The sequence below is a fragment of the Psychromicrobium ferritrahens genome (assembly GCF_043789415.1).
Lineage (GTDB): Bacteria > Actinomycetota > Actinomycetes > Actinomycetales > Micrococcaceae > Renibacterium.
In genome coordinates this window covers 419,165-437,922 of sequence record NZ_JBDLLW010000002.1, presented here as the reverse complement: position 1 = coordinate 437,922, position 18,758 = coordinate 419,165, and the positions used below count along the sequence as shown (strand labels likewise).

Below are 18,758 nucleotides of genomic sequence, written 5' to 3'. Positions count from 1 at the left end.
ATGTCACACAGATAAAACACCCCAAGCGCTTTTTGTCTGATGGCGCTCCGTTAAACAGTGCAGCCTCGGATCCGGACTTTGTCACCATGACCCGGCCGATGAGCTTCGACGGCTAAGCGTGGCACGACATCGAGTTCGAAGGTGAGACGACACGATACGTCGACCAGCAGGCAGCCGCCTACGTCATCGTCTATCGCGACCGGATGCACTTCGGCGTCTGCGGGAGCGTCCGCTGGGCGGACTTTCCAGCGACCTATCGCGCGATCTTCCTCGACGCGTACGACCCTGCCCACGAACACTTGTTCATCTGCGACAGAAAGCCACCACATTATGACCCATTACCTTTCAAGCGCACGCCTTATCTCCGGTCTCGCAATCCTCATCGGCCTAACGATCATCCTGGCTCTCACCAGCTGCCAGGACGTACGGAGCCAGTCCGTTTCGATGAACCAGACCACTACCAGTCCGGTTGGTCTAGCACCGCCGGAGGCAACGCCCAGCCATTCTGCGGCCGCGTCGCTGCCCAAGGCTGTGAACACCAAGATCGTCCGCGTGATCGACGGCGACACGATAGTGGTTCAAGCAAACAGCGACCTGCAGCCCACCAACGATGCAGGAACCCAGCACACAGTGCGGCTCCTGGGCATCGACGCACCGGAGATGAACTTCGGAAAGGGCGCACCGCCGGAATGCGGCGCGCAGGCCGCGACTGATCATCTGGTCGAGCTGCTACCTAAGGGTACTGAGGTGATAATTACCTACGATCAGAGTCCTGGCGTGGATCGCACCGACCGTTACGGTCGATCGCTTGCCTACATGTCCGCATCCGCCATTGCTGACGTGAACCTGGCTCAGTTGAAGAGCGGCTACGCCGAAGCCTGGATACCCAAGAGTGCAGCCCAGCCCGGGCGATGGAACGACTACCTCACCGCCGCCGAGTTGCCCAAATACGCCAAGACCGGCGCATACGGGGCACCAGAGCGTTGCCAGAGCCTCGGCCGTAGGTAGACCAGCCAAAGGTGAGCCTACGGGTCGGCGGCATACAGCCACACAAGATTACTCCCTACGACTGGAGCTATGCCATGACAATCCTCTAAAGCGACGAAGATCTGCTGAACATGTTGTGCAGACTCGCTCAGGGCGAGCCTACCCTTGGCCGCCGTACCTATGAACAGCGCTGCCACGACAACGACCCATCGGTGCATTTGTACACGCACCGCTTCGGATCCTGGGGCGAGGCTCTGGCAGCCGCTGGCCTCACCAGCACGACGCAGCCCCTGCAGTTGCAGGATGCGACCACGAAAATGGCCAAGCCTCAGATGGTCGCAGCCCTGTGCATCCGCGGACCAACGTGCCGCCGGCAACCAGCATCCGTGCCCCGTTCGATCAATGGAGCGCAGCCGCCGCACAAACCGCGTAATCTACCCAGCGACATCGCAAGCTGGACTGCGGCTTGCACCAGTCCGCTGCGCTCAGTATGAAGCTGAAAAACAGAGTCGGCACAGCCGACTCGGGAACATCATTGACAGAGTTCGAGGCTCGAGAAGATGAGCGAAAACTTCCGTCCCGGACCGGCATTCACCGGGCGAGGGATTGAGCTGTCAGCAGCCGGGAACAGGCACGCAGCACAATCCACGTAGCAAGAGAGCCTCGCACCCATAGTCGTTGGAGGGCCGCTCGTCCAACCTCGCATCTCGCGAGCGTACGGCGACAAGAACCCGCACGGGATGCGAAGAAACGACGAGCGCAAAACGAGGAAAGACCTCTGAGCGCAGATCCGAATGCTACGGGAATCGGGATAGCTCCCCGACGCCGCGAGGCGGCTTACGAACTGGGAAACCGGACGGGCTGCGCTTGCTCTCTGCCCCTTCTTTCCGACCTTCGTCCCCATGCGCCCTCTGGCGAGTCTGCAGACTGAACACGTACGGCCGGTAATCACTTCCTGATGCCCGCAACTGTGACTATCACGTTGCGAGCATCAGGATCAGCTGGGGGTAGTACCTCAGCGCAAAGGATTGCATATGACCTATGACCAGGTTCCCCGAAAGAGGCTGTACTGAGGTTCAGGTTCGATTCCTGACAATCCACGAGACGCGAACAATTCGATTCCATACTGCAAGAACTCCGAGGAGAAGCACCGACGCCAATTGGCATCGGGGCTTCTCTTTCGTGTGACGGCTCCGGCATCGCCCTCCCGCCAAAGAGAGTATCCCGGGCCAGCAGAGCTGGCTCGGGATACTCACCGACTAAGAAAATTCATGGTTCCGGAACACCTCCATCTTCAGCAGCCAATGGAGCCCGTTATGACCCAGCTCACTGAGCTCCACGACGCCGACGGGCGCACGCGTGATCCCCGGATCCGCGAGCTCGCGGCGAAGAACACGATCCGGCACCTGCTGAACAACATCCAGTACGCCGACGGTATCTCCCGCTGCCGCCATTCGAAGAAGCACCAGTCCTTCAACTCTACTAAAAACGGTCCGGTCGACCCCAACGAAAGGTTCGAACCTCATGAGCACTGCCATCAGTGGGTCTTCTTCGTTCATTGACAAGCTCGGTGTCATCGGCAAGGTCGGTGACCAGGTCGTCGTTCCCGTCGTCGACGAAGACACCATGCCTCAACTTGCGATCGCGACTGTCGTCGAAATTATCCGCCGGCTGCCGAGTCCTTTCGTCTCAGAGCTGAGCATCCGCACGCGCAGCGACGACGACGAGAGCTGCATCTACGAGCCCGAAGAGATTGTCGTACTCGTGTGGGCTGTGCCTGCGCTGGATCACCGCACCGCGGCCCCCTCGACCACATCCACCCATTCCCTCCGCCCTCAGGCAAGACTGCGGGCAGAGCAGTAAGGAGCAAACACGCTATGTTTCCGATGACCCCCGTCCAAAGCTGGGCAACTTTCCTCCTCCTCATACTCCTGTCGATCGCGCTCACCAAGATTATCGTCAACCTTGATGCGGCTCTTGACCGTCGACTGGCTGCGAAGCGCGCCATCAAGGGCACCACTCCGATGCCGACGACGGAGCTGTCCGTGACTGCGAATCCGATCCAGCCCGTCTCCCGCACCAGTTTCGACGGCCTCCCGATCCCATCGCGAGACGAGATCTACGACTACACCATCCACGGGATCTAAAGCACTCCCATCCCCATCCTTTGCCAGGCCACTCGTCGACGGCTTCCACAGAGTCATCGACTGACCTCACACTCCCCCTTCACCATTACTCCATATTGAAAGCGAGGGCACTACTGTGAGCATCCTGCGCACCGGAAGTCCCGGGTTACCCCTCGTCACGAAGCGCGAGTCTCACACCCACTTGATCAAGATGAGCTTGAGCATCCCCTCGTAAGGAGCGTCTTCGTGCCACCGACAACCAAGTCCAGGCGTATGTTGTCAGAACCTACGGTCTACTGCAGCACCTCAGCGTCAAAGGCTCAACCTCGCTGATGCTTTCCGAGTGCACCTGTGCAACCACAGCCCGGTCCTCATTGTGCCGAACAATCCCTCGAAGAACCTCGAGGAAGCGCTGCGCTTATGAAAAAGAGCTACTGAATCGAACTGATCCGACATCGCGTGCACATGCACGGCTGACCATTTCCCGCCCGGATACCGTCACCAGGCTCGCTGGAGGGCGAGCCTGGTGAGGGGCACGATATTACTCAAGAAAGAAGCACATCATGTTCAGCACCGCATCCCGCCTCGTCGCCATCGCTGAGAACGTCGCTGTCCGTTTCGCAAGTGGTTCGCTCACGCTGACAGGTACGCTGCTATTCGACCCCCGGACTTCGTCGCTCGTCCTGGACACCCAGGATGGCGAGCCGGAGGAGACGCTCACAGTGAACCTCGCCGTGTACGGACTGTTTCCTGAGACCGCTGGCGAAATCCTCGTCAAGGACTGGTCCGAAGGAGAGGGGACGGCCCAGAGCCTCATCGACGCCGGCGTCGCTGAGTTCGAGAACGAGCACTTCCTCGGCCCGTTCTCGTCCCGGGCCGTCCGACTGCGTCTCATCAAGAAGAGGGAAATGTGGCACAACCCTTAGTGGGCTCCTCAGTAAAACTTGGGGGCGGTGCCCGCTAAAGTCAAGTTCTAGAAATCTGTCGATATATCACAGGACCTCTGCGGTAGGTGAATTCCTACTCGCGTCTATCTGAGGGACGTGTTTATGATTTTGGCGAATTGACTTGCTGAGATTTCGCAGTCAACGGCTTTCATGAGCCGGTTATTGAGAACAGCGATAAATTTTCGAGGTTATTGGACCAAGGAATAATCAGATCGTTTTCTTACGGAAAGTAATAGCCCGTTGTGGTGTTCTCATCTGTGCAGCGCTGCCAAGACGATCAATGATTGAAAATATATGGAATTAAAACCATGCGGATAAATTAATACGTCCGGCTTTCAAGTTTATTTTGGAGCTTCTATGCAAGTGTCAACTTCACAATCAGTTCCACGTTACGAACAAGCTGTCTAAAAAATGCATTTTTTCAAGACGTTACCAGGCGGATCATGTCATAGAAATCAGCACCAAACACCTTCAGAGTCATTTTCGCGGACCGGTTGACTGTGGCGTGTCCCAGATACCTACATAAAACGCCAGAAGCGCCATTCAAAGGGCAGGTTTTTGATTATTGATGAAGATCTGCTAATTGGAAGGACCCAAGGCCTAATGTAACAGTTAGGTAACGTATTTCATTGGGTCGTGAAGATGGCATTTTTGTCGTGTGAGTCTTAGGTGTGTCACCCGAAGCCTTGGTTGTCTCACTGCTGGTTATGGTGGCAAATAGATACTATTCAAGAGGAGTTATAGCATGAAAGTTAGATCCATTGTTGCTACGACAGTCGCAGCATTATCATTGATGCTTGCGGGTGCTACTGGAGCTTCTGCAACGTCCGCTTCTGGCACTGCTTATTTTGATAACGGACAACCAATTACCGCTAATTTCTGGATTCAACCCATTGCTGATAATGCTTGTGGTAATTTTTCGTCCTCAGCTGTCATGAACGTTGCTCCGAACTACATCACGAACGACACCAAATTTTACCAAGTTGGAGTTGGAAGCGTGACTGTTGCTGGTGTTACTGCATCTGTAGTTGGCGGTGATCCGGCACACTTGCAGTGGACTAATAGTGGCGGAGCGAGAGGTTCGTACATGAGCGGGCGCGTCTGTGGTACGTTTGGTACGTTTTATCTCGGTGCAGATGTCACTGCGAGTGCTTTTTACTACGGTAATTATCGCCAAGCTGCGGCCCACGTCTAAGGAACTTTACTAATTTCCATGAGAGTTCACCAGTACACAAGGTTCATTAACACTGTCGTCTGTAGTGCGTTAGTGGTAGCAGTTTGTCTTACCGGCTGCACTGGAGAAGCCGGTAATCCCGCGCCTCCGAGCACTTCTGAAATGATCCAAGATATCTTGGCTCTCCGAGATGTTAACGGTCTTTTTAGAATGCCAGAATCTGATCAGCCACCTGCGGGTGACCTCTATGCGACTGCCTTGTATGCTGGCGTGGACTCTAGCAAAAAGATAGTAACGGATATCAATCCGTTGGCGGTTGACCAGAAGCTGAAAACAACCGACTTATCGGAAGCTCCTAGCTTCTGGTCAACCGTGATGCTTGAAAAGTCAGTTCCCAAATTATCGAAAAAACCCATAGTTGCGGCAGCTGCAAAACTTCGGATGCCTGCGATTCAGAATAATACTGGCGCTGAAGTAGCCGCGATCTGGACCTTTGCGAGTTCCGTTAAGACGTTGAAGGAACTTTCGATCCAGGTAGATGTGACAGAAGTATCTAAGCGGCTCGCAAGCATAAATTTGATGGGTATCAAGCCTTATCCATATCTCTTATGGCGAGTTTGGGATTCCTATCAGTCTTTAGATATTAAGCAACCTGAAGAATTAACTGCATTACTTAAGGCTTCTTCGATTCTAACGCTTCCATCGAGCCCAGAGTCGGTATTCGATGTTCAGGCTGTAGCGGAGGCTTCTCGTGTATTCGGGGAGAAGCCAGTATTGCCTGAGGGAATTATAGAGCATTTAAAATCTCTTTTATTTGATGGTAAAGTCAATGAAGATATTGTGCGGGTTTCTATATTGCGGACGCTAATTTTGTTAGATCATGACGCTGACGCACAAAATTATCTCCGTGAAAATGTCTTTAGCGGCCGAATTGAATTCGGTTCTGGTCTCGTCCAACCTATTATACAAAGACCGGGAATTGTTGAAGCAACGTACTTAGCATCACGCCTACTTGATAAAGAGTTCCCCAGGGTAGTCAGTTCAGAGACTGCAAACTCTCTGATAACGGCGATTACCAGCAACGAATCAGATTCTCTTACCAAGCTAAAAGCAGTTGTTGCACTTAAACGCGAAGGTGACTCTAGATGGAAAGATCATATTAACGTCGTTGACGCGGTCAAAAGGGATCTTCCTAAAGTTGTGACGCTAGATCAATTAGCCGAGTACTTGGCACGAGTCGATGCGCTTGTACAAGTGGATGACAAAGTCGATTTTGCCAAGCTGAAAAATTTCGATGCACCATTATCAGATAAAAGTCTCACAATGTTGGCCTTTATGGCACTCAAAAATTTTAGTTACTTCTCTAACTCTTCAGAAATTGGAAGCTGGTTCCCAAACCAACAAAAAATGCTGAAATCACTCGTGAGCAAACCAACTGAGCCAGTCAGTCTCTACGTTGCAGGGCTGTCGGCAATGACAAGTGCCTCTGCATCGGGCTTAAGATCCCCTGATTTTACAGACGCTGTGAGTAAATTGAGGGATTTACGAGGCTGCGAAAAGTACAAAAGTCTTTATCGTTCTGGCATCAACAAGGTAAGCCCATGTAGCTTGACTCTATCTGTACAGTTGATGTCTGTACCCAATGCTTATCAGTTTGAAGGAAGCAAATGAGCATATTGTCTCTGAAAGAGATCAGCAAGCGATACAAAGATGAGACAAGGCGTTCTGAGAGAGTCCTCTCTCACTTCAACCTTGAAGTCGAACGCGGAGAAATTGTCTGGCTCCGGGGCTCTTCAGGTTCCGGGAAATCTACCGTACTCAATATTGCAGGCCTACTGTCCACCCCAGACGGGGGCAGCCGGAAGATTGATGGTGTTGATGTCACCACACCGAGTCAAAGCTTGGCTGCGCAGACACGCAGAACGAAAATCGGCATGGTATTTCAGCACAGTAACCTGCTACCAGAACTCACCGCTGTTGAGAACATCATGGTAGCTAGCGTCTCAGTTTTAACTGAGTCAGAGGTAATAGACCGCTTAGCTGAGTTTGACTTGACTTCGATTGCTCGTCACAAGGCAAAGCAGCTTTCAGGCGGGCAACAGCAACGAGTGGCTTTCTGTCGTGCACTGGTCAATGAGCCACTTCTCCTGCTCGCGGATGAGCCAAATTCTGGCCTGGACGATAATAATACCAACAATGTTAGAGAAGCCTTGGTTGCTGCTGCAGCCCGAGGATGTGCAGTGCTCCTTGCCTCGCATAGCGACGCCTTTGAACAGATCGTCTCCCGAACTTTGGATATGGAAAGAGGACGAATTGGCTAGCACCGGCATCCTGATACGCCGCAACACTGCACTGACTCTTAAGAAGCTCCGCCCTCTGGCAATTATGATGACACTAGCTATCGCGTTGCTGTTGATTGCGGATAGTGTGGTCGCTGCTGGAATTGCCAAATATTCTCAATCGGTAACTGATGATTCTGCCCTCAACATGGTGCAAGTAAGCTCCGTCACTCCTGGAGCATCGAAGCCAATTACTGGGGCCTCTCTCACTGACTTCAAGTCCATTCCGCATGTTGCGGGCGTCTATGGGTGGATGCAGGTTGATCTCACCATTGAAGATGAAAAAAAATGGCCGACCAAAGATAATCCTGGCCCGATCTGGGGTACGCCTTATATTCCAGAGGTGAGTCCGAAAGTAGTTGAGGGTACTGTTCCTGAAAATGGACCTGGATCGACTGATATTATTTTGCCAAAATCGAGTGCAGCCGGGGATTTCTCAACGCTGCTAGGACAGACCGTCAGTTTTCAGTACACCACGATGACTGCACCAGGCAGGGGAGCACCATCCAGTATTCTCCTCCATGTCGTAGGACTATACGATAACAGCACACCAGGATCAGACGGCGTCCAAGCCTCCTACATCTCCTATGACCTGCTGCTAAAAATCGCGGCCAGCCGCCAATTCGGTAAACCTGATATGAGTAATTCCAAGGCTTTGTCATTCGACGCTGCATATATTAAACCAGATCGCCCAGATGCCCTTACTAGCATTCAGACCGAGGTCTCCAACCGCGGGTACGGAGTCTTCAGTATTGCAAACCAGATCGATTCGCTACCTGGGTTGTTCAAGCTCCTCTCCTTGCTTACTTGGGTCATTGGAGTATTTTTGGTGCTCTTTTGCGTGGGGGTCGGTGTTTCCGTTGGTGGCTCTTGGGTTCAGCAGCGAGTTCGAGAGGTTGGTATTCTTAAAGCTATTGGTTGGTCGGGGGGCGCAATTGCCCGCGCGTTCTGTTTGGAACTCGCGATTGTCGGGTTCATAGTTGGTCTGGCAGGTGTCATCTTCGGTGTCGTTGCTTCTTTAGTTGTAACCACTATCGTGAGTGGATTGAATCTCCAGTTCTTGTTGGTGTCAGCATGGGCAATTCCTAATCCTCTGTGGATCTTGGCTGGTGTGCTTATTGTGCCGATCTGTCTCTGCCTGGGAGCACTTCGAAGTGCTATTCGTCTAGCAAAGATTGATGCAGACTCAGCGCTCCGTGACTTATAGGTAGCGTGTGAACTAAGTGAAATGATTTGCATGAAGATTTCACGACGCACCAGTTCGGCAGCTTTGTATTTCCTTCATTCATTTTTGAAAACTGCAAAATATTCATCCAAATCAGTGTTACACCAGTTCAAGATCTAGGTATTCGACGTTCAAAGATTTGCTGTCATCTATGAGGCAGGGATCTTCACTTATCGGTTGCAATTTTCATTCAAATCAGGTTTGATTTCTATACCCGATGCAGAGTTTGGGATGTAAAAGTGTGGTACCTTATATGGGCAAAATCGCGCTATTTCAATTCGAAAACGCTATTAATCAACCGGTACGAGCTCGGGTAGAAATGACTACCGTGCTTTCATGAGGTCAGTGGGAGTGATGACTATGAGTAGCAATCTGCCTCGTTTGGTGAGGTCGCCTTGGGGGTATATCACGCGTGAAGAGGCGCTCAGCAAATTTAAGGACAAAGTCCCATATCCTCCAGAAACAACTAGTTACGACACTAAGAAGCGCCAATATACTAAAATTGATTGGACGGTGGCCGGTACACTCGAAAACCATCTAGGTATCGATCAAAATGAGCAGGGTGAGTCTGAGAAATGAGAAATCTGAAAAATTTGAACACAGCGTGCAAGGATATTGATTCGATGCCATCAGCAAATTCACATAGTTAATAGCGAAATCGGTGAGGGACAGTTCAATGCCGACGCTAAATCCCCAAAGCTTCCATGTTTCTCCTTTTCAAAAATTGGGTAGAATGTAATGGTTCATTGAGTACACGTAAAACTTCACAACAGTTGCCTGGAGTTTTCCATCTATTACTTGCCCACCAAGCTGACGCAGCTGCTCCGGATATCTGCATTGATAAATCTGTCATTTCTCCGGGAACCAGCCCCTTACCTTGAAGGTAAGCATTTGCAGCGAACGAACCCATACATTGTAACTCTGAAATGGCGATTTCCCTGTCAAGCATGGACAACTTGCCATGACGTTTTTGTGCAATATAGCTAACATGATCACGTATCTCTCTCAGGTCCGGGATCAGTTCAGACCAATATTGGATTGACTGCTTACCCAGGAAAATCATTCGATGAGAGAACCAATCCGATTCTGATGGAAGGCCAGCAGCCCTAAGCAAAACTTCAGGGGCATGTCTAAGCATCCAATCAGACCAGTGAAACAGAGAACGGCGATCAAGCAAGGGTTGACTCTTGGATAATTGTGACATCGTTTATTTCCCTATAAAGCAATCAGCACAGATTGCGCTGCAATAAAGGTGAATGGGTTTGAATGGTGAAGTTTTAGTCGTGGATTCCTCAAGGCGGATCAAAGGTGAGCTTGGGTTACTGGGGTGGGTGGCTGACTGGGGATACGTAAAGTCTGTTGGTACCACTGTCACCATAGGTGTTGGATAGATCCTGGCTCCACCTATCGTCAGCACCAACCCGATGGCTGCTGCCGCTATGGCTATTCCTAAGATAGCTATCGCGATGACACGCCAAACTGGTAACAATCGACTGTGCTGCGGTCCACGGTCAGACTTTGACTTTGACATTGAAATTGACTCAGTCATTTTGCCAGTAATAGAGCAATAGATACTTTGATCTGGTCGGACAGTGATACGCCCGTATAGGTTTGGCGTGGCCTTAGCTGTATGAGACCTGAATTACTGATCATTGCTACGGCCTGCCCTCGTGCCTGCTTCATAACCCTCCCAGTACCAGCAGAATAACTACTTCTATGGGCAGACTACAGCTATGGGTTGCACATGTCCAATACATGTTGGCTACATGACCGCAAGGTAAGATTGACTAGACTCTAAACTTTTGCTCAAACGGCTATTTGAAAGTGGGACCCATCTGTGAGAAGACGGCTGATGTTGGCCTGTGTCTTGATCCTCGTGCCGGTTGGTTCCGTGATACTTGCCGCCATGGTTCTTGCTCGAAAAATTGTCAAAAGAGGCCCACGGGACTTTCGGCGCGTCGAACTGATCGAAGATGGGCAAAAGATTCGTATTGGCTTGGACGAATTTACGAGCGCCACGGGCAAATTTGGTATCATCGATAGATTTTCGAGTGGTCACGCGAGAATCGGCAAAGTAACTCTGATCGATGAAGACGAGAAGCTTGTCGAGCGTCAAGTAGAGGAACTAGAGCCGGGGTCGATTCAAACTGGTGCTGAGGTCGAGTGGACTCCGGACATATTTTTTAGTCCTAAATCAATCAGCGCGGAGTACAAGGATGTTTTTGTGCCGACGGCTTACGGTGAAGCTCCAGCTTGGCTTCTCGAAGGAGATCCCAGAGGTACGTGGGTTATACATATCCACGGCAGCTGGACTGATCGCTCAATCATGTTGCGAGACGTCGATGCGTTTCGTGGATGGGGCTTCTCGTCATTGGTCCCAACCTTTCGGAGTGATCCAGAGGTGATACCGCGTCAAGGTAGTTCAAGTCATCTTGGTCAGACGGAGTGGCGCGATATAGAAAGCGCAATCAACTACGCGTTGAGTGAGGGGGCCAAGAATATTGTTCTTTCAGGCTGGTCTCTAGGCGGAACAATGGCGCTATTAGCGGCAGAAAATAGTGTGCATCGCGACAAAATAGTTGGAGTAGTGCTCGTTGGTCCTGTAACTAGTTGGCGGCAAACCATCATTGCGGGGGCTGCTCGTGCCGGTGTGCCCGAATTCGCTGCGCGTCTTCTAATAAAGCTTCTCGGGTTCTCAACGTTCTCAAAGTTACTCGCGTTAGAAGAACCGATTGACTTCCGATTGCTTGAATGGTCTGACACGCCTGGCCGCCTCCAGACCCCTACTCTAATTTTGCACTCAAAAGCTGACAAAGAGGTTCCCTGGGAACTCTCCGATAGGTTTCAGAAGGGGAACCCGGTGTATGCGACGCTTGTAACTTTGCCAGACTCATTACACACACAAGAGTGGAACACCGCGCCCGAGCAATTTGTGAGAGTTCTCAACGAGTGGATAGGTAAGAATATCCTTAGTGCCGATACTAGGCAGCAAGACTAAATTTCTGCTCAATACGAAGAATACGTTCTTCGATGCTCGGAGAAAAAGGTGAGTTGTTAGCTCGTTCGTAATTGCGCAAGCTAATAAGGCTCATATAGATGCTGCTCTCTAAGGTATCGTTTAGCAACTCCCCGATAGGACGCCATCTCGGTTGGTCTGATCCAGCGCGTAATCTCAATACGGTCAGAAACAGTGCGTCGACCATCCAATACTGGACTTGAGGCAACCGCTTCGATAGAAACAAGATCAGCCAGCCCAGGGCCGTAACTGAGAGGCCCACATAGAAAAGATTGTCAAACCATGCTCCGATAGCCAGACCGATCTCTGCCAACGGAGTGAAATGATAAAGAATCACATAAGTTATGTGGCAGAGGCACGCAGCGGCAACGACAGTCAGTCCAAGTAAAAATGTTGTGTAGACACCTCTAGTTCTACTTCGGAGCATGTAAATTATTCTCAGGTCAGTAAAAAGCAACGCTAACATGTATATTCCGCTGTAAAGAACAGTTGCAAGTTGATCCATCCGCGGAACTATGAAGCCAGCGGCAGACGGGCCTTTATCTTGTATACAAGCGAAACAAATCACCATAATTGGTATGCCGAAGAGTGGAGCATAATAGGTCCACTTCACAACTTTGATCTGTGCGAGATTTCTGACACTATCGTTGAAGAAGAAGAAAGCTAACAAGGCAAACACGCTTTGGAGTAAATTAGTAACATTGATCCCCCCCAAGGCTTTGTCCATAACATCCAGTGGGGTCACAATTCCTAAGACGTACAAAGCGATAAGGCCAAAGACGGAAGCGAGCCAGGATGCTCGCGATTCTTTCACTTTTATAGCTGCTGGGATCCGCAAAATGCATAAAATGCTTAAAAGTATGAAGAGTATCAGAGGCATTGTCAGCAGAGGAAGGGGTTGGGGTCGCTTATACGCTTGGTTGCCCGTGTTTTCTTGGACATCTCGAAGGCGAAATTTTCCACCCAATTCTCTATAGGACTATTAGGAAGAAATCTGCAACTGACACTTATAGCTCCTTTTAGTTCCCGTAAAACCTCTATAGAAATATCGGGAATGGAGCCGGAAGCTTGGAGGCTATCAAGATAGATATGTCCCAATTCATGATATATGCAATGTAACTTGTATTGGGTTGAATTTTGTGGTGGATAATAAATGTTTATTCGATCATCGAACTCAGCTTTGAAAGAAGTTAGAGTGCCCCAGGACTCGTATTCCACTTCCATAATATTGATCGGCTTATCGCTGATGCTGGACAGTTTCTCTAGAACCTCCGACATCGAAGTTGTGCCAGCTCCACACAAATCATGAATCATATCCTGAACTGAAGGAAGGTTCATTTACTCACTGCTATTCATTGAGGAATCGATAATTTTCGTAATTGTCTTTAGTGTCTCTGGGGAGAGAGCGCCAAGATTGCGAGTGGCGAAGTTCTTGACCTTCAGTTTTCGCATATCGCTGATGAACTCCATTTTTTTCTCGAGTTCGACTGGAGGATTACTATTTAGATCACATAAATATGTGCTGGAAACTCCGAAAAAATCCGAAACTCCCTTCAGCAGGACTTGATCTGTGACCAAGCTGCCAGTGCCGTTAATCAGATAGGACCAACGTGTCCTTGAGAGTTGGATTCCTTTGCTGGCTAGAGCACTCTCCATCTGCGGGTACGTAAGGGAAGAGTTGTTCTCAAAGTCCCAAATATCGATCAGAATTCCCATTCGATCAGCTAGCTTTTCTTTTTTCTCTTGCTGTGTAGTGAAAACTGCACGCCCGCTACTTACCATAGTTAGATTCCTCCTTCTACCAAGCTGTCGTTTATGGTCACCTGCATCCCGGCTTCTATGACTTTTATTGTATAGCGGTTGGTGTAGCACCTGCACAGACCGTAATTTTTCGGAGCCACAAGCCGCTGACCGCCAGCTTTAGGAGACACACTCTAGTCGGCATTCGGTAAGTACCACCTATGCTCGCGTCGCCTGGCTCTCGTGGCTCTGGGTTCACGCGGGCGTGTGCCCCGATTGCGGCGCACCATCTCCTTGTCATGGCGGGGCAACTCGTTGTGGAGGTGGGCTTCGCCGGAGACGTAACCCAATCTAAGCTCCTCGCGCTTTTCTTCGAGTTCCTCGTCTGACAGCGTGCGGGGCCACCAAAAGAGTGTGAACTGCCGTCAAAATACCCATGCATTGATGCTGTCATACCCGGTGGATTACTGACACATTATTATTGGCCAACACCCTTGCCAAGGCACAGGAATTTTTTCGATACCAGGATATGGCGATGATCGCCACGCTATTAGATTCGCACTTTCAAATAGGCCAAACAATAGTCCGCGCGAGCTACCAGATACGGCCAGCTCGCCATCGTCGGTCGGGAAGCTGACGTCCTGTCACCATCAAACTCTGACTCAAACAGCTAGGAGATAAGCCCCGAAGGCCCGGCTCGGGCCTTCGGAACCTGAGAGCAGAGAAGAATACCGCCTTCGGCATTAAGAGCAAAAATACCGACCAGCACAGCTGATTCGGGAGCAGCAGTAGCAGTGCAAGAGCCTCCGATCGGCAGAGCCGATTCGGGGTGTGTCTTGTCAGAAAAGTCCGTATTGACCTCCGACAAGTCTACGGGTTGGAAAAAGCATCTTCCGGCGTCGATGCGGCGCAATAACCATTGAACAATCCAAGGAGAACACCATGTCGAACCTCGCCAACTCCGGTATCCTCACCGGCCGTCTTGCCCGTGACCCCAAGGTTTTCGTGAACCAGGACGGTTCCGCTAAGGTCGTCTTCACCGTCTTCGCAAACCGTAACTACAAGAACCGTTCCGGTGAGCGCCTTTCGGATGCCATCCCGATGGAGGCCTTCATCAATAAGGACACCAACTTCGAGGCAACCCCGTACGCGAACATCCACAGGGGCGACCTTGTGACCGTTGGGACGGAACTGCGCATGAACGAGTACGAGCGCGGTGGCGAGACAGTCCGCGACCTGAAGGTCATTGCCATCGGCATCACCTTCCTCGAGTCCCGCCAGACTGTGCAGAATCGCCTGGCCCAGCGCGTGAACGCTGCCGAGCAGACCAACCGCGAGGTCCAGGTTGTATCGGCTGCCGTGGCTGCTCCGGCTCCGGTCCACGCCGGCGTCGCCGCAAGCGATAACTCCGTGGTGCAGGATGAGCTGCCCTTCGGCAACTGAGCCTGACAATCGAATAGCTGATCCCTGGTGGCTGCGCTTGTGGCGCAGCCACCAGGGATCAGGCTTTGGCAGCATTGGTCCTTCGCCTTATGCGCGTCGTTGCCACCGCACCTGCCCCTCCGTGCTGGCGCGTTGCAGGGAGGCTTCCTTTTCAGCTTTGTCGGGCTCTAGCGCAGGCGCGCCACCGGCGAGCCGGCGCGGCAGTTTGTAGATCAGCGGAGCTGATCCGGAGGAGTCATTGAACATTCGATGACTCAGTGAAGGAGAACGCCATGAGCGCCGTCGCTTCCGTGCAGGAGACCCTGCCGTTCGACTTCGAGGCTGACAGTCATGTCAACAGCAACGAAATTTCCCACCTTCCACGAATTTACACCGAGGAAGCCCGCCAGGCGGACGTGGAACTGTGCAAGAACTACTTCTTCCGCTGGGCCGGCGCTTATGGCTCCGTCCGGCAGACAAGGCGACCGCTCACCTTCAGGGAGTTCCAGACTGCCACTAAACGGTTAGCTCCGTAACGCTCACCACCGTTGTCATCGACAGCACACCCTTAGACCATCACGTTATGCCACTAACAGGAGAACTCCATCGTGGCCAAAAAACTTATCGACAACGCGAACACTGTCGTCATCGGGAATGGCAAATACGCGGTCACAGGAATCGAGACTGGTCGTCTTGAGGCGCTTCGCCACGGCGAACCCTGGCGCGAACTCACCGGCGACAAACTGGTTCTGTGCCTCACTCAGGAAATCCAGGAGTTGCGCGAGAAGCTAGTTGCCAAGGACAAGCTCATGCGCGATCTTAGGCTCTCGTAGGAGAACTTCGTGTTTACAACTGGGTCAGCTGCAGGAGCAGCCAAGAGGCAACCCGAATAATGAATCTTCGGTCGAATTTCCCAATCCCGGTTCTGGGGCGTATCCGTCAACACGCCATGCAGGTTGGATTCCTGCTCCTGGGGTCGCTCTGGTGAGCCGAGCACAGCCTTGTGCTGTCAGAAACGAGGTTCGATTCCTCGACGTTGGGCCTGACCACAGTTTTCCATCCAAAGTAAGGAGCCACCATGCCCACCGCAACTGAAATTACGCCATTAACTGATCTCGCCGTCGGCGACAAAATTGTGTTGAAACGCAACCTCAACCACCCCGTCCATATGAAGCAGGTCGCTTGCGACCCGAGGAACGGATCCAGCACGATGTTCGTCCGCGATCCAGATGTCGAAGAGTTGCTGGGCACCACGACGATCATCGAACGCCGGTCCATTCCTGCGATTCCCGGGGTCGGACTCTGGGGCAGCCGTGAGGAGAAGACTCTCGTACGCCTGGCCAATGGCTTCTGGTACGACTGCGCCACAGGCCTGCAGTACGGATCCGGGGCTACGCTGATCGAACGGGTCTGAACTGCTCTGCTACCTGATGAGCGCTACCATCCGAGCCAGCCCAACAGCGGTGATCATCGATCACAGGTTGGGTCTGAGACCACGAACGAGGGAGCATAAGCCCATGAACGGCGACGAGATCTACTACGAGGACCAGACTTCGTGGTCGCCGGGTGACTTTTACGCCCTTTGGCGCTACCTCAACCGTCTGTTCCTCAACAATCGAGACCGAAGGGTCGCAGAGATCGACGGTCTCGATTTGAGTCGGATGTCTGAGGAAACGCGCTACCTGATGAAGCATCTGCTCATCCTGCAGGGCCGATTCGAGTTGGTCCTCGTGCGATTCCCCAATCTCCGCGGCCTTGAGGAGGTCAAAGAGCTGAACCATCCGCTCTACCTCTCCGAAAAGCCGCTGCTCGCGCATCCATACTTCACCGAGGTGGGCATCTACCTCTAGCTGTAACTCTCTAACCACACCGCTCAGACGGCCAGGCGCGCTCCATCACAGGAGCAGCATCTGGCCGTTTTTGCATGCCCTAAAGCAGGCAGAGCCAGAAAGGCCCACCGCAATGAACAATGATATCCAGTCCCGTTCAACCCTTTCCAGCAAGTCTGCGGCGGTCAAGAAGTCTGGCGACGAGCTTGATGTGGCTCTGCTATTGCTCGACCAGGAGCTGGAGAAGCTCTGCCTCGAGAAGCCGATCCAGGTCCGCGCAATTGGAGGCTACGCCCTCATGAAGCATGGCGTGCGCACCGGCGAACGCGCCTACACTGTCGATATTGACACGCTCACGCGTGACTATTCGAGCGCTGTCCAGCGTGCGATCGAGATCGTCGCCGAGAAGGCCGGCCTGGAGCCCGATTGGTTGAACAACGACAACCTCGGTGACGCCGAGGATCCTGAACTGGTTGAGGCGCAGTACGACGCCAAGTGGATCCCCCAGGGGACCGGACTGCGCAATATCGCGCTGTCGATCGCTACCGTACCTACACTGACCCGGGCGAAGATCATCGCCGCAGACACCGCAGAGTTCTCCGGGCGTACACAGGACTTGCCTGATTTGCTCGACTTGCTGCGGCACCAGGGCATCACGAGCACTGCACAGTTCGCGACGAAGTACCCTGACTCGTTCGATGAGTACCCCGCTGCCCAGGACTCTGTGCAGCGTTACTTCGCTTTACAATCATCGGCGCGCATCGAGAGGCTGAAGGTCGGTACTAGCCAGTGGACTGCAGACCTCGACTACTGTGATACTGACAATGAGTTCGATTATTGTGCTTTCTGGCCAAATAGCATAGCGCCGAACTTCCGTCTTACAAGAATATGAAAGCAGCGTCAAAGAAAGAAAACACGGAGTGAAGCTCTACCACTACACATCAGTCGAACATCTTCAGCGAATTCTCGCAGACGGTGTGCTAAAAACGACAGAATCCAACGTGTCACTGAAAAGGACTCATGCTGGACCCCAGGTCGTATGGCTCACAACCCATGAAACCGCAGACGCCGGCCATGGGCTGCGTGGATCCGCTGTAGACAAGACCGCAGTCAGATTTACCGTGGACTTGGACAAGCGTTCCGTTCATCGGTGGCGTGATTGGGCGAAGGCGCATGGCAGCAGCCACGACACGGTTGAGATCCTTTCCCGAACCTCCGGAGGGGGATCGTCTTCCTGGCGCGTGACAGAAAATCCGATCCTTGCAACACGATGGTTGGAAGTCAGGCGTGGTTCACGCCGACACGGTTCTCGATCCCGCCAATTGGAGTATTGACCCCATAGACTCATCCACGGAAAAGGTGTCTAACCATGTCTGAGACCACCACGGAATACATTCTTGAGAATTTTGGGCATCTGCTGACCAACGCCGGGGGCAACGAACCGGCAGAACTGCTGCGTCGGCTCAACACGGACGACAACCTGGTCACGACCAACCTTCCGGTGTTCACCATGGCCGTCGCTGTCCAGGCCCAGGTCCATCTGCTGAAGGAACTCATCGAAACAGGCAGGCTCTCTTCCGAACCGTAATTGAGATGCACTCGCTTCACAACCAGAGACGCCACCGCACGGGCCCTGCTCCTGTGATGGCGTTTTTCTCACTGAGGTGCACGCGCTGCAGGGCAGTGTCGGGGGAGCCGTTACAACTACGACCACCCAGGACGCTACCCATCACATTCCGCGCTGCAGCTCGATCTAGATACGCTGGCCGACGAGCACGACGTCGCTTGATGAGCCCTCGCCGCCAGGACACGCCTGGCGGCGACCGTTGCGGAATATTGCGTCCAATGATCAACTGAAAGCGTGCCCGCTCATCCCGCTCCGGAGAAGACGACCATGAACAACTAGCTGAGGAGTACTCAATCACCCACCGTCAACCCTGCTGAGAAGCCGTT

The 18,758-nt window shown here is 52.4% G+C and carries 25 protein-coding genes; 19 read left to right on the top strand and 6 right to left on the bottom strand.

From position 1 onward, the window contains the following. Positions 1–50: 50 nt before the first annotated feature. Positions 51–329 (bottom strand): hypothetical protein, encoded by a 279-nt coding sequence (locus ABDK06_RS11755; RefSeq protein ID WP_394941212.1) that lies wholly within the window; start codon positions 327–329, stop codon positions 51–53. 1 nt (position 330) lies between these two features. Here ABDK06_RS11755 and ABDK06_RS11750 point away from each other — a divergent pair, with 1 nt between their 5' ends. The 11 genes from ABDK06_RS11750 (at position 331) to ABDK06_RS11700 (ending at position 9,377) form a co-directional block, all read left to right on the top strand. Further along, on the top strand, positions 331–1,008 hold the full coding sequence (locus tag ABDK06_RS11750) for a thermonuclease family protein (protein ID WP_394941211.1): 678 nt from the start codon (positions 331–333) through the stop codon (positions 1,006–1,008). A gap of 101 nt (positions 1,009–1,109) precedes the next feature. Further along, complete coding sequence (locus tag ABDK06_RS11745; protein WP_394941326.1) at positions 1,110–1,481, top strand: homing endonuclease associated repeat-containing protein; 372 nt, start codon at positions 1,110–1,112, stop codon at positions 1,479–1,481. Between the two features lie 822 nt (positions 1,482–2,303). Then, positions 2,304–2,549, top strand: coding sequence for a hypothetical protein (locus ABDK06_RS11740; protein WP_394941210.1), 246 nt, complete (start codon positions 2,304–2,306; stop codon positions 2,547–2,549). Further along, positions 2,512–2,850: a hypothetical protein gene (locus ABDK06_RS11735; protein ID WP_394941209.1), complete on the top strand. Its 339-nt coding sequence runs from the start codon at positions 2,512–2,514 to the stop codon at positions 2,848–2,850. The genes ABDK06_RS11740 and ABDK06_RS11735 overlap by 38 nt, the downstream gene beginning before the upstream one ends. A 14-nt stretch (positions 2,851–2,864) precedes the next feature. Beyond that, positions 2,865–3,134, top strand: coding sequence for a hypothetical protein (locus tag ABDK06_RS11730; protein WP_394941208.1), 270 nt, complete (start codon positions 2,865–2,867; stop codon positions 3,132–3,134). A 542-nt stretch (positions 3,135–3,676) separates the two neighbouring features. Further along, positions 3,677–4,039, top strand: a complete 363-nt coding sequence (locus ABDK06_RS11725; RefSeq protein WP_394941207.1) for a hypothetical protein — start codon at positions 3,677–3,679, stop codon at positions 4,037–4,039. A 766-nt stretch (positions 4,040–4,805) separates the two neighbouring features. Next, complete coding sequence (locus tag ABDK06_RS11720; protein ID WP_394941206.1) at positions 4,806–5,255, top strand: hypothetical protein; 450 nt, start codon at positions 4,806–4,808, stop codon at positions 5,253–5,255. 141 nt (positions 5,256–5,396) lie between these two features. Continuing rightward, positions 5,397–6,905: a hypothetical protein gene (locus tag ABDK06_RS11715; protein ID WP_394941205.1), complete on the top strand. Its 1,509-nt coding sequence runs from the start codon at positions 5,397–5,399 to the stop codon at positions 6,903–6,905. Further along, positions 6,902–7,555: an ABC transporter ATP-binding protein gene (locus tag ABDK06_RS11710; RefSeq protein ID WP_394941204.1), complete on the top strand. Its 654-nt coding sequence runs from the start codon at positions 6,902–6,904 to the stop codon at positions 7,553–7,555. Before ABDK06_RS11715 ends, ABDK06_RS11710 begins: the two co-directional genes overlap by 4 nt. Then, positions 7,548–8,780, top strand: a complete 1,233-nt coding sequence (locus ABDK06_RS11705; RefSeq protein WP_394941203.1) for an ABC transporter permease — start codon at positions 7,548–7,550, stop codon at positions 8,778–8,780. The genes ABDK06_RS11710 and ABDK06_RS11705 overlap by 8 nt, the downstream gene beginning before the upstream one ends. Before the next feature lie 378 nt (positions 8,781–9,158). After that, on the top strand, positions 9,159–9,377 hold the full coding sequence (locus ABDK06_RS11700) for a hypothetical protein (protein ID WP_394941202.1): 219 nt from the start codon (positions 9,159–9,161) through the stop codon (positions 9,375–9,377). 106 nt (positions 9,378–9,483) lie between these two features. Here the strand turns inward: ABDK06_RS11700 and ABDK06_RS11695 are convergent, their stop codons facing one another. Continuing rightward, complete coding sequence (locus ABDK06_RS11695; RefSeq protein WP_394941201.1) at positions 9,484–10,002, bottom strand: hypothetical protein; 519 nt, start codon at positions 10,000–10,002, stop codon at positions 9,484–9,486. Between the two features lie 702 nt (positions 10,003–10,704). Between ABDK06_RS11695 and ABDK06_RS11690 the strand changes: the two genes are divergently transcribed. Then, positions 10,705–11,796: an alpha/beta hydrolase family protein gene (locus ABDK06_RS11690; protein ID WP_394941200.1), complete on the top strand. Its 1,092-nt coding sequence runs from the start codon at positions 10,705–10,707 to the stop codon at positions 11,794–11,796. Here the strand turns inward: ABDK06_RS11690 and ABDK06_RS11685 are convergent. From ABDK06_RS11685 to ABDK06_RS11675, 3 genes are all read right to left on the bottom strand, one after another. After that, on the bottom strand, positions 11,780–12,628 hold the full coding sequence (locus ABDK06_RS11685) for a hypothetical protein (RefSeq protein ID WP_394941199.1): 849 nt from the start codon (positions 12,626–12,628) through the stop codon (positions 11,780–11,782). The two genes, ABDK06_RS11690 and ABDK06_RS11685, sit on opposite strands and share 17 nt — an antisense overlap. Positions 12,629–12,696: 68 nt before the next feature. Further along, positions 12,697–13,152, bottom strand: coding sequence for a hypothetical protein (locus ABDK06_RS11680; RefSeq protein ID WP_394941198.1), 456 nt, complete (start codon positions 13,150–13,152; stop codon positions 12,697–12,699). Continuing rightward, complete coding sequence (locus ABDK06_RS11675; protein WP_394941197.1) at positions 13,153–13,596, bottom strand: hypothetical protein; 444 nt, start codon at positions 13,594–13,596, stop codon at positions 13,153–13,155. It abuts the gene before it with no gap. Between the two features lie 900 nt (positions 13,597–14,496). Here ABDK06_RS11675 and ABDK06_RS11670 point away from each other — a divergent pair. Next, on the top strand, positions 14,497–14,997 hold the full coding sequence (locus tag ABDK06_RS11670) for a single-stranded DNA-binding protein (RefSeq protein WP_394941196.1): 501 nt from the start codon (positions 14,497–14,499) through the stop codon (positions 14,995–14,997). A gap of 87 nt (positions 14,998–15,084) precedes the next feature. Here the strand turns inward: ABDK06_RS11670 and ABDK06_RS11665 are convergent, their stop codons facing one another. Then, on the bottom strand, positions 15,085–15,243 hold the full coding sequence (locus ABDK06_RS11665) for a hypothetical protein (RefSeq protein WP_394941195.1): 159 nt from the start codon (positions 15,241–15,243) through the stop codon (positions 15,085–15,087). Between the two features lie 26 nt (positions 15,244–15,269). Between ABDK06_RS11665 and ABDK06_RS11660 the strand changes: the two genes are divergently transcribed. From ABDK06_RS11660 to ABDK06_RS11635, 6 genes are all read left to right on the top strand, one after another. Further along, entirely contained in the window at positions 15,270–15,512 is a 243-nt protein-coding gene (locus ABDK06_RS11660) for a hypothetical protein (RefSeq protein ID WP_394941194.1), read from the top strand. 72 nt (positions 15,513–15,584) lie between these two features. Beyond that, on the top strand, positions 15,585–15,809 hold the full coding sequence (locus ABDK06_RS11655; protein WP_394941193.1) for a hypothetical protein: 225 nt from the start codon (positions 15,585–15,587) through the stop codon (positions 15,807–15,809). 245 nt (positions 15,810–16,054) lie between these two features. After that, on the top strand, positions 16,055–16,390 hold the full coding sequence (locus ABDK06_RS11650) for a hypothetical protein (RefSeq protein ID WP_394941192.1): 336 nt from the start codon (positions 16,055–16,057) through the stop codon (positions 16,388–16,390). 103 nt (positions 16,391–16,493) lie between these two features. Continuing rightward, positions 16,494–16,826 (top strand): hypothetical protein, encoded by a 333-nt coding sequence (locus ABDK06_RS11645; RefSeq protein ID WP_394941191.1) that lies wholly within the window; start codon positions 16,494–16,496, stop codon positions 16,824–16,826. A 112-nt stretch (positions 16,827–16,938) separates the two neighbouring features. Further along, the gene (locus tag ABDK06_RS11640; RefSeq protein WP_394941190.1) at positions 16,939–17,697 is read left to right on the top strand and encodes a hypothetical protein; all 759 of its coding nucleotides are present in this window, start codon (positions 16,939–16,941) and stop codon (positions 17,695–17,697) included. A 477-nt stretch (positions 17,698–18,174) separates the two neighbouring features. Next, positions 18,175–18,393: a hypothetical protein gene (locus ABDK06_RS11635; protein WP_394941189.1), complete on the top strand. Its 219-nt coding sequence runs from the start codon at positions 18,175–18,177 to the stop codon at positions 18,391–18,393. Positions 18,394–18,758 lie beyond the last annotated feature (365 nt).

What these genes read in the sequence shown, in the direction of transcription:
- ABDK06_RS11725 (WP_394941207.1), top strand. Translation starts at nt 3,677, where the DNA reads ATGTTCAGCACCGCATCCCGCCTCGTCGCCATCGCTGAGAACGTCGCT.
- ABDK06_RS11715 (WP_394941205.1), top strand. Translation starts at nt 5,397, where the DNA reads ATGATCCAAGATATCTTGGCTCTCCGAGATGTTAACGGTCTTTTTAGA.
- ABDK06_RS11665 (WP_394941195.1), bottom strand. Translation starts at nt 15,243, where the DNA reads ATGTTCAATGACTCCTCCGGATCAGCTCCGCTGATCTACAAACTGCCG.
- ABDK06_RS11695 (WP_394941201.1), bottom strand. Translation starts at nt 10,002, where the DNA reads ATGTCACAATTATCCAAGAGTCAACCCTTGCTTGATCGCCGTTCTCTG.
- ABDK06_RS11690 (WP_394941200.1), top strand. Translation starts at nt 10,705, where the DNA reads ATGGTTCTTGCTCGAAAAATTGTCAAAAGAGGCCCACGGGACTTTCGG.
- ABDK06_RS11645 (WP_394941191.1), top strand. Translation starts at nt 16,494, where the DNA reads ATGAACGGCGACGAGATCTACTACGAGGACCAGACTTCGTGGTCGCCG.
- ABDK06_RS11710 (WP_394941204.1), top strand. Translation starts at nt 6,902, where the DNA reads ATGAGCATATTGTCTCTGAAAGAGATCAGCAAGCGATACAAAGATGAG.
- ABDK06_RS11650 (WP_394941192.1), top strand. Translation starts at nt 16,055, where the DNA reads ATGCCCACCGCAACTGAAATTACGCCATTAACTGATCTCGCCGTCGGC.
- ABDK06_RS11660 (WP_394941194.1), top strand. Translation starts at nt 15,270, where the DNA reads ATGAGCGCCGTCGCTTCCGTGCAGGAGACCCTGCCGTTCGACTTCGAG.
- ABDK06_RS11680 (WP_394941198.1), bottom strand. Translation starts at nt 13,152, where the DNA reads ATGAACCTTCCTTCAGTTCAGGATATGATTCATGATTTGTGTGGAGCT.
- ABDK06_RS11730 (WP_394941208.1), top strand. Translation starts at nt 2,865, where the DNA reads ATGTTTCCGATGACCCCCGTCCAAAGCTGGGCAACTTTCCTCCTCCTC.
- ABDK06_RS11675 (WP_394941197.1), bottom strand. Translation starts at nt 13,596, where the DNA reads ATGGTAAGTAGCGGGCGTGCAGTTTTCACTACACAGCAAGAGAAAAAA.
- ABDK06_RS11640 (WP_394941190.1), top strand. Translation starts at nt 16,939, where the DNA reads ATGAACAATGATATCCAGTCCCGTTCAACCCTTTCCAGCAAGTCTGCG.
- ABDK06_RS11700 (WP_394941202.1), top strand. Translation starts at nt 9,159, where the DNA reads ATGAGTAGCAATCTGCCTCGTTTGGTGAGGTCGCCTTGGGGGTATATC.
- ABDK06_RS11735 (WP_394941209.1), top strand. Translation starts at nt 2,512, where the DNA reads ATGAGCACTGCCATCAGTGGGTCTTCTTCGTTCATTGACAAGCTCGGT.
- ABDK06_RS11635 (WP_394941189.1), top strand. Translation starts at nt 18,175, where the DNA reads ATGTCTGAGACCACCACGGAATACATTCTTGAGAATTTTGGGCATCTG.
- ABDK06_RS11750 (WP_394941211.1), top strand. Translation starts at nt 331, where the DNA reads ATGACCCATTACCTTTCAAGCGCACGCCTTATCTCCGGTCTCGCAATC.
- ABDK06_RS11740 (WP_394941210.1), top strand. Translation starts at nt 2,304, where the DNA reads ATGACCCAGCTCACTGAGCTCCACGACGCCGACGGGCGCACGCGTGAT.
- ABDK06_RS11755 (WP_394941212.1), bottom strand. Translation starts at nt 329, where the DNA reads ATGTGGTGGCTTTCTGTCGCAGATGAACAAGTGTTCGTGGGCAGGGTC.
- ABDK06_RS11720 (WP_394941206.1), top strand. Translation starts at nt 4,806, where the DNA reads ATGAAAGTTAGATCCATTGTTGCTACGACAGTCGCAGCATTATCATTG.
- ABDK06_RS11670 (WP_394941196.1), top strand. Translation starts at nt 14,497, where the DNA reads ATGTCGAACCTCGCCAACTCCGGTATCCTCACCGGCCGTCTTGCCCGT.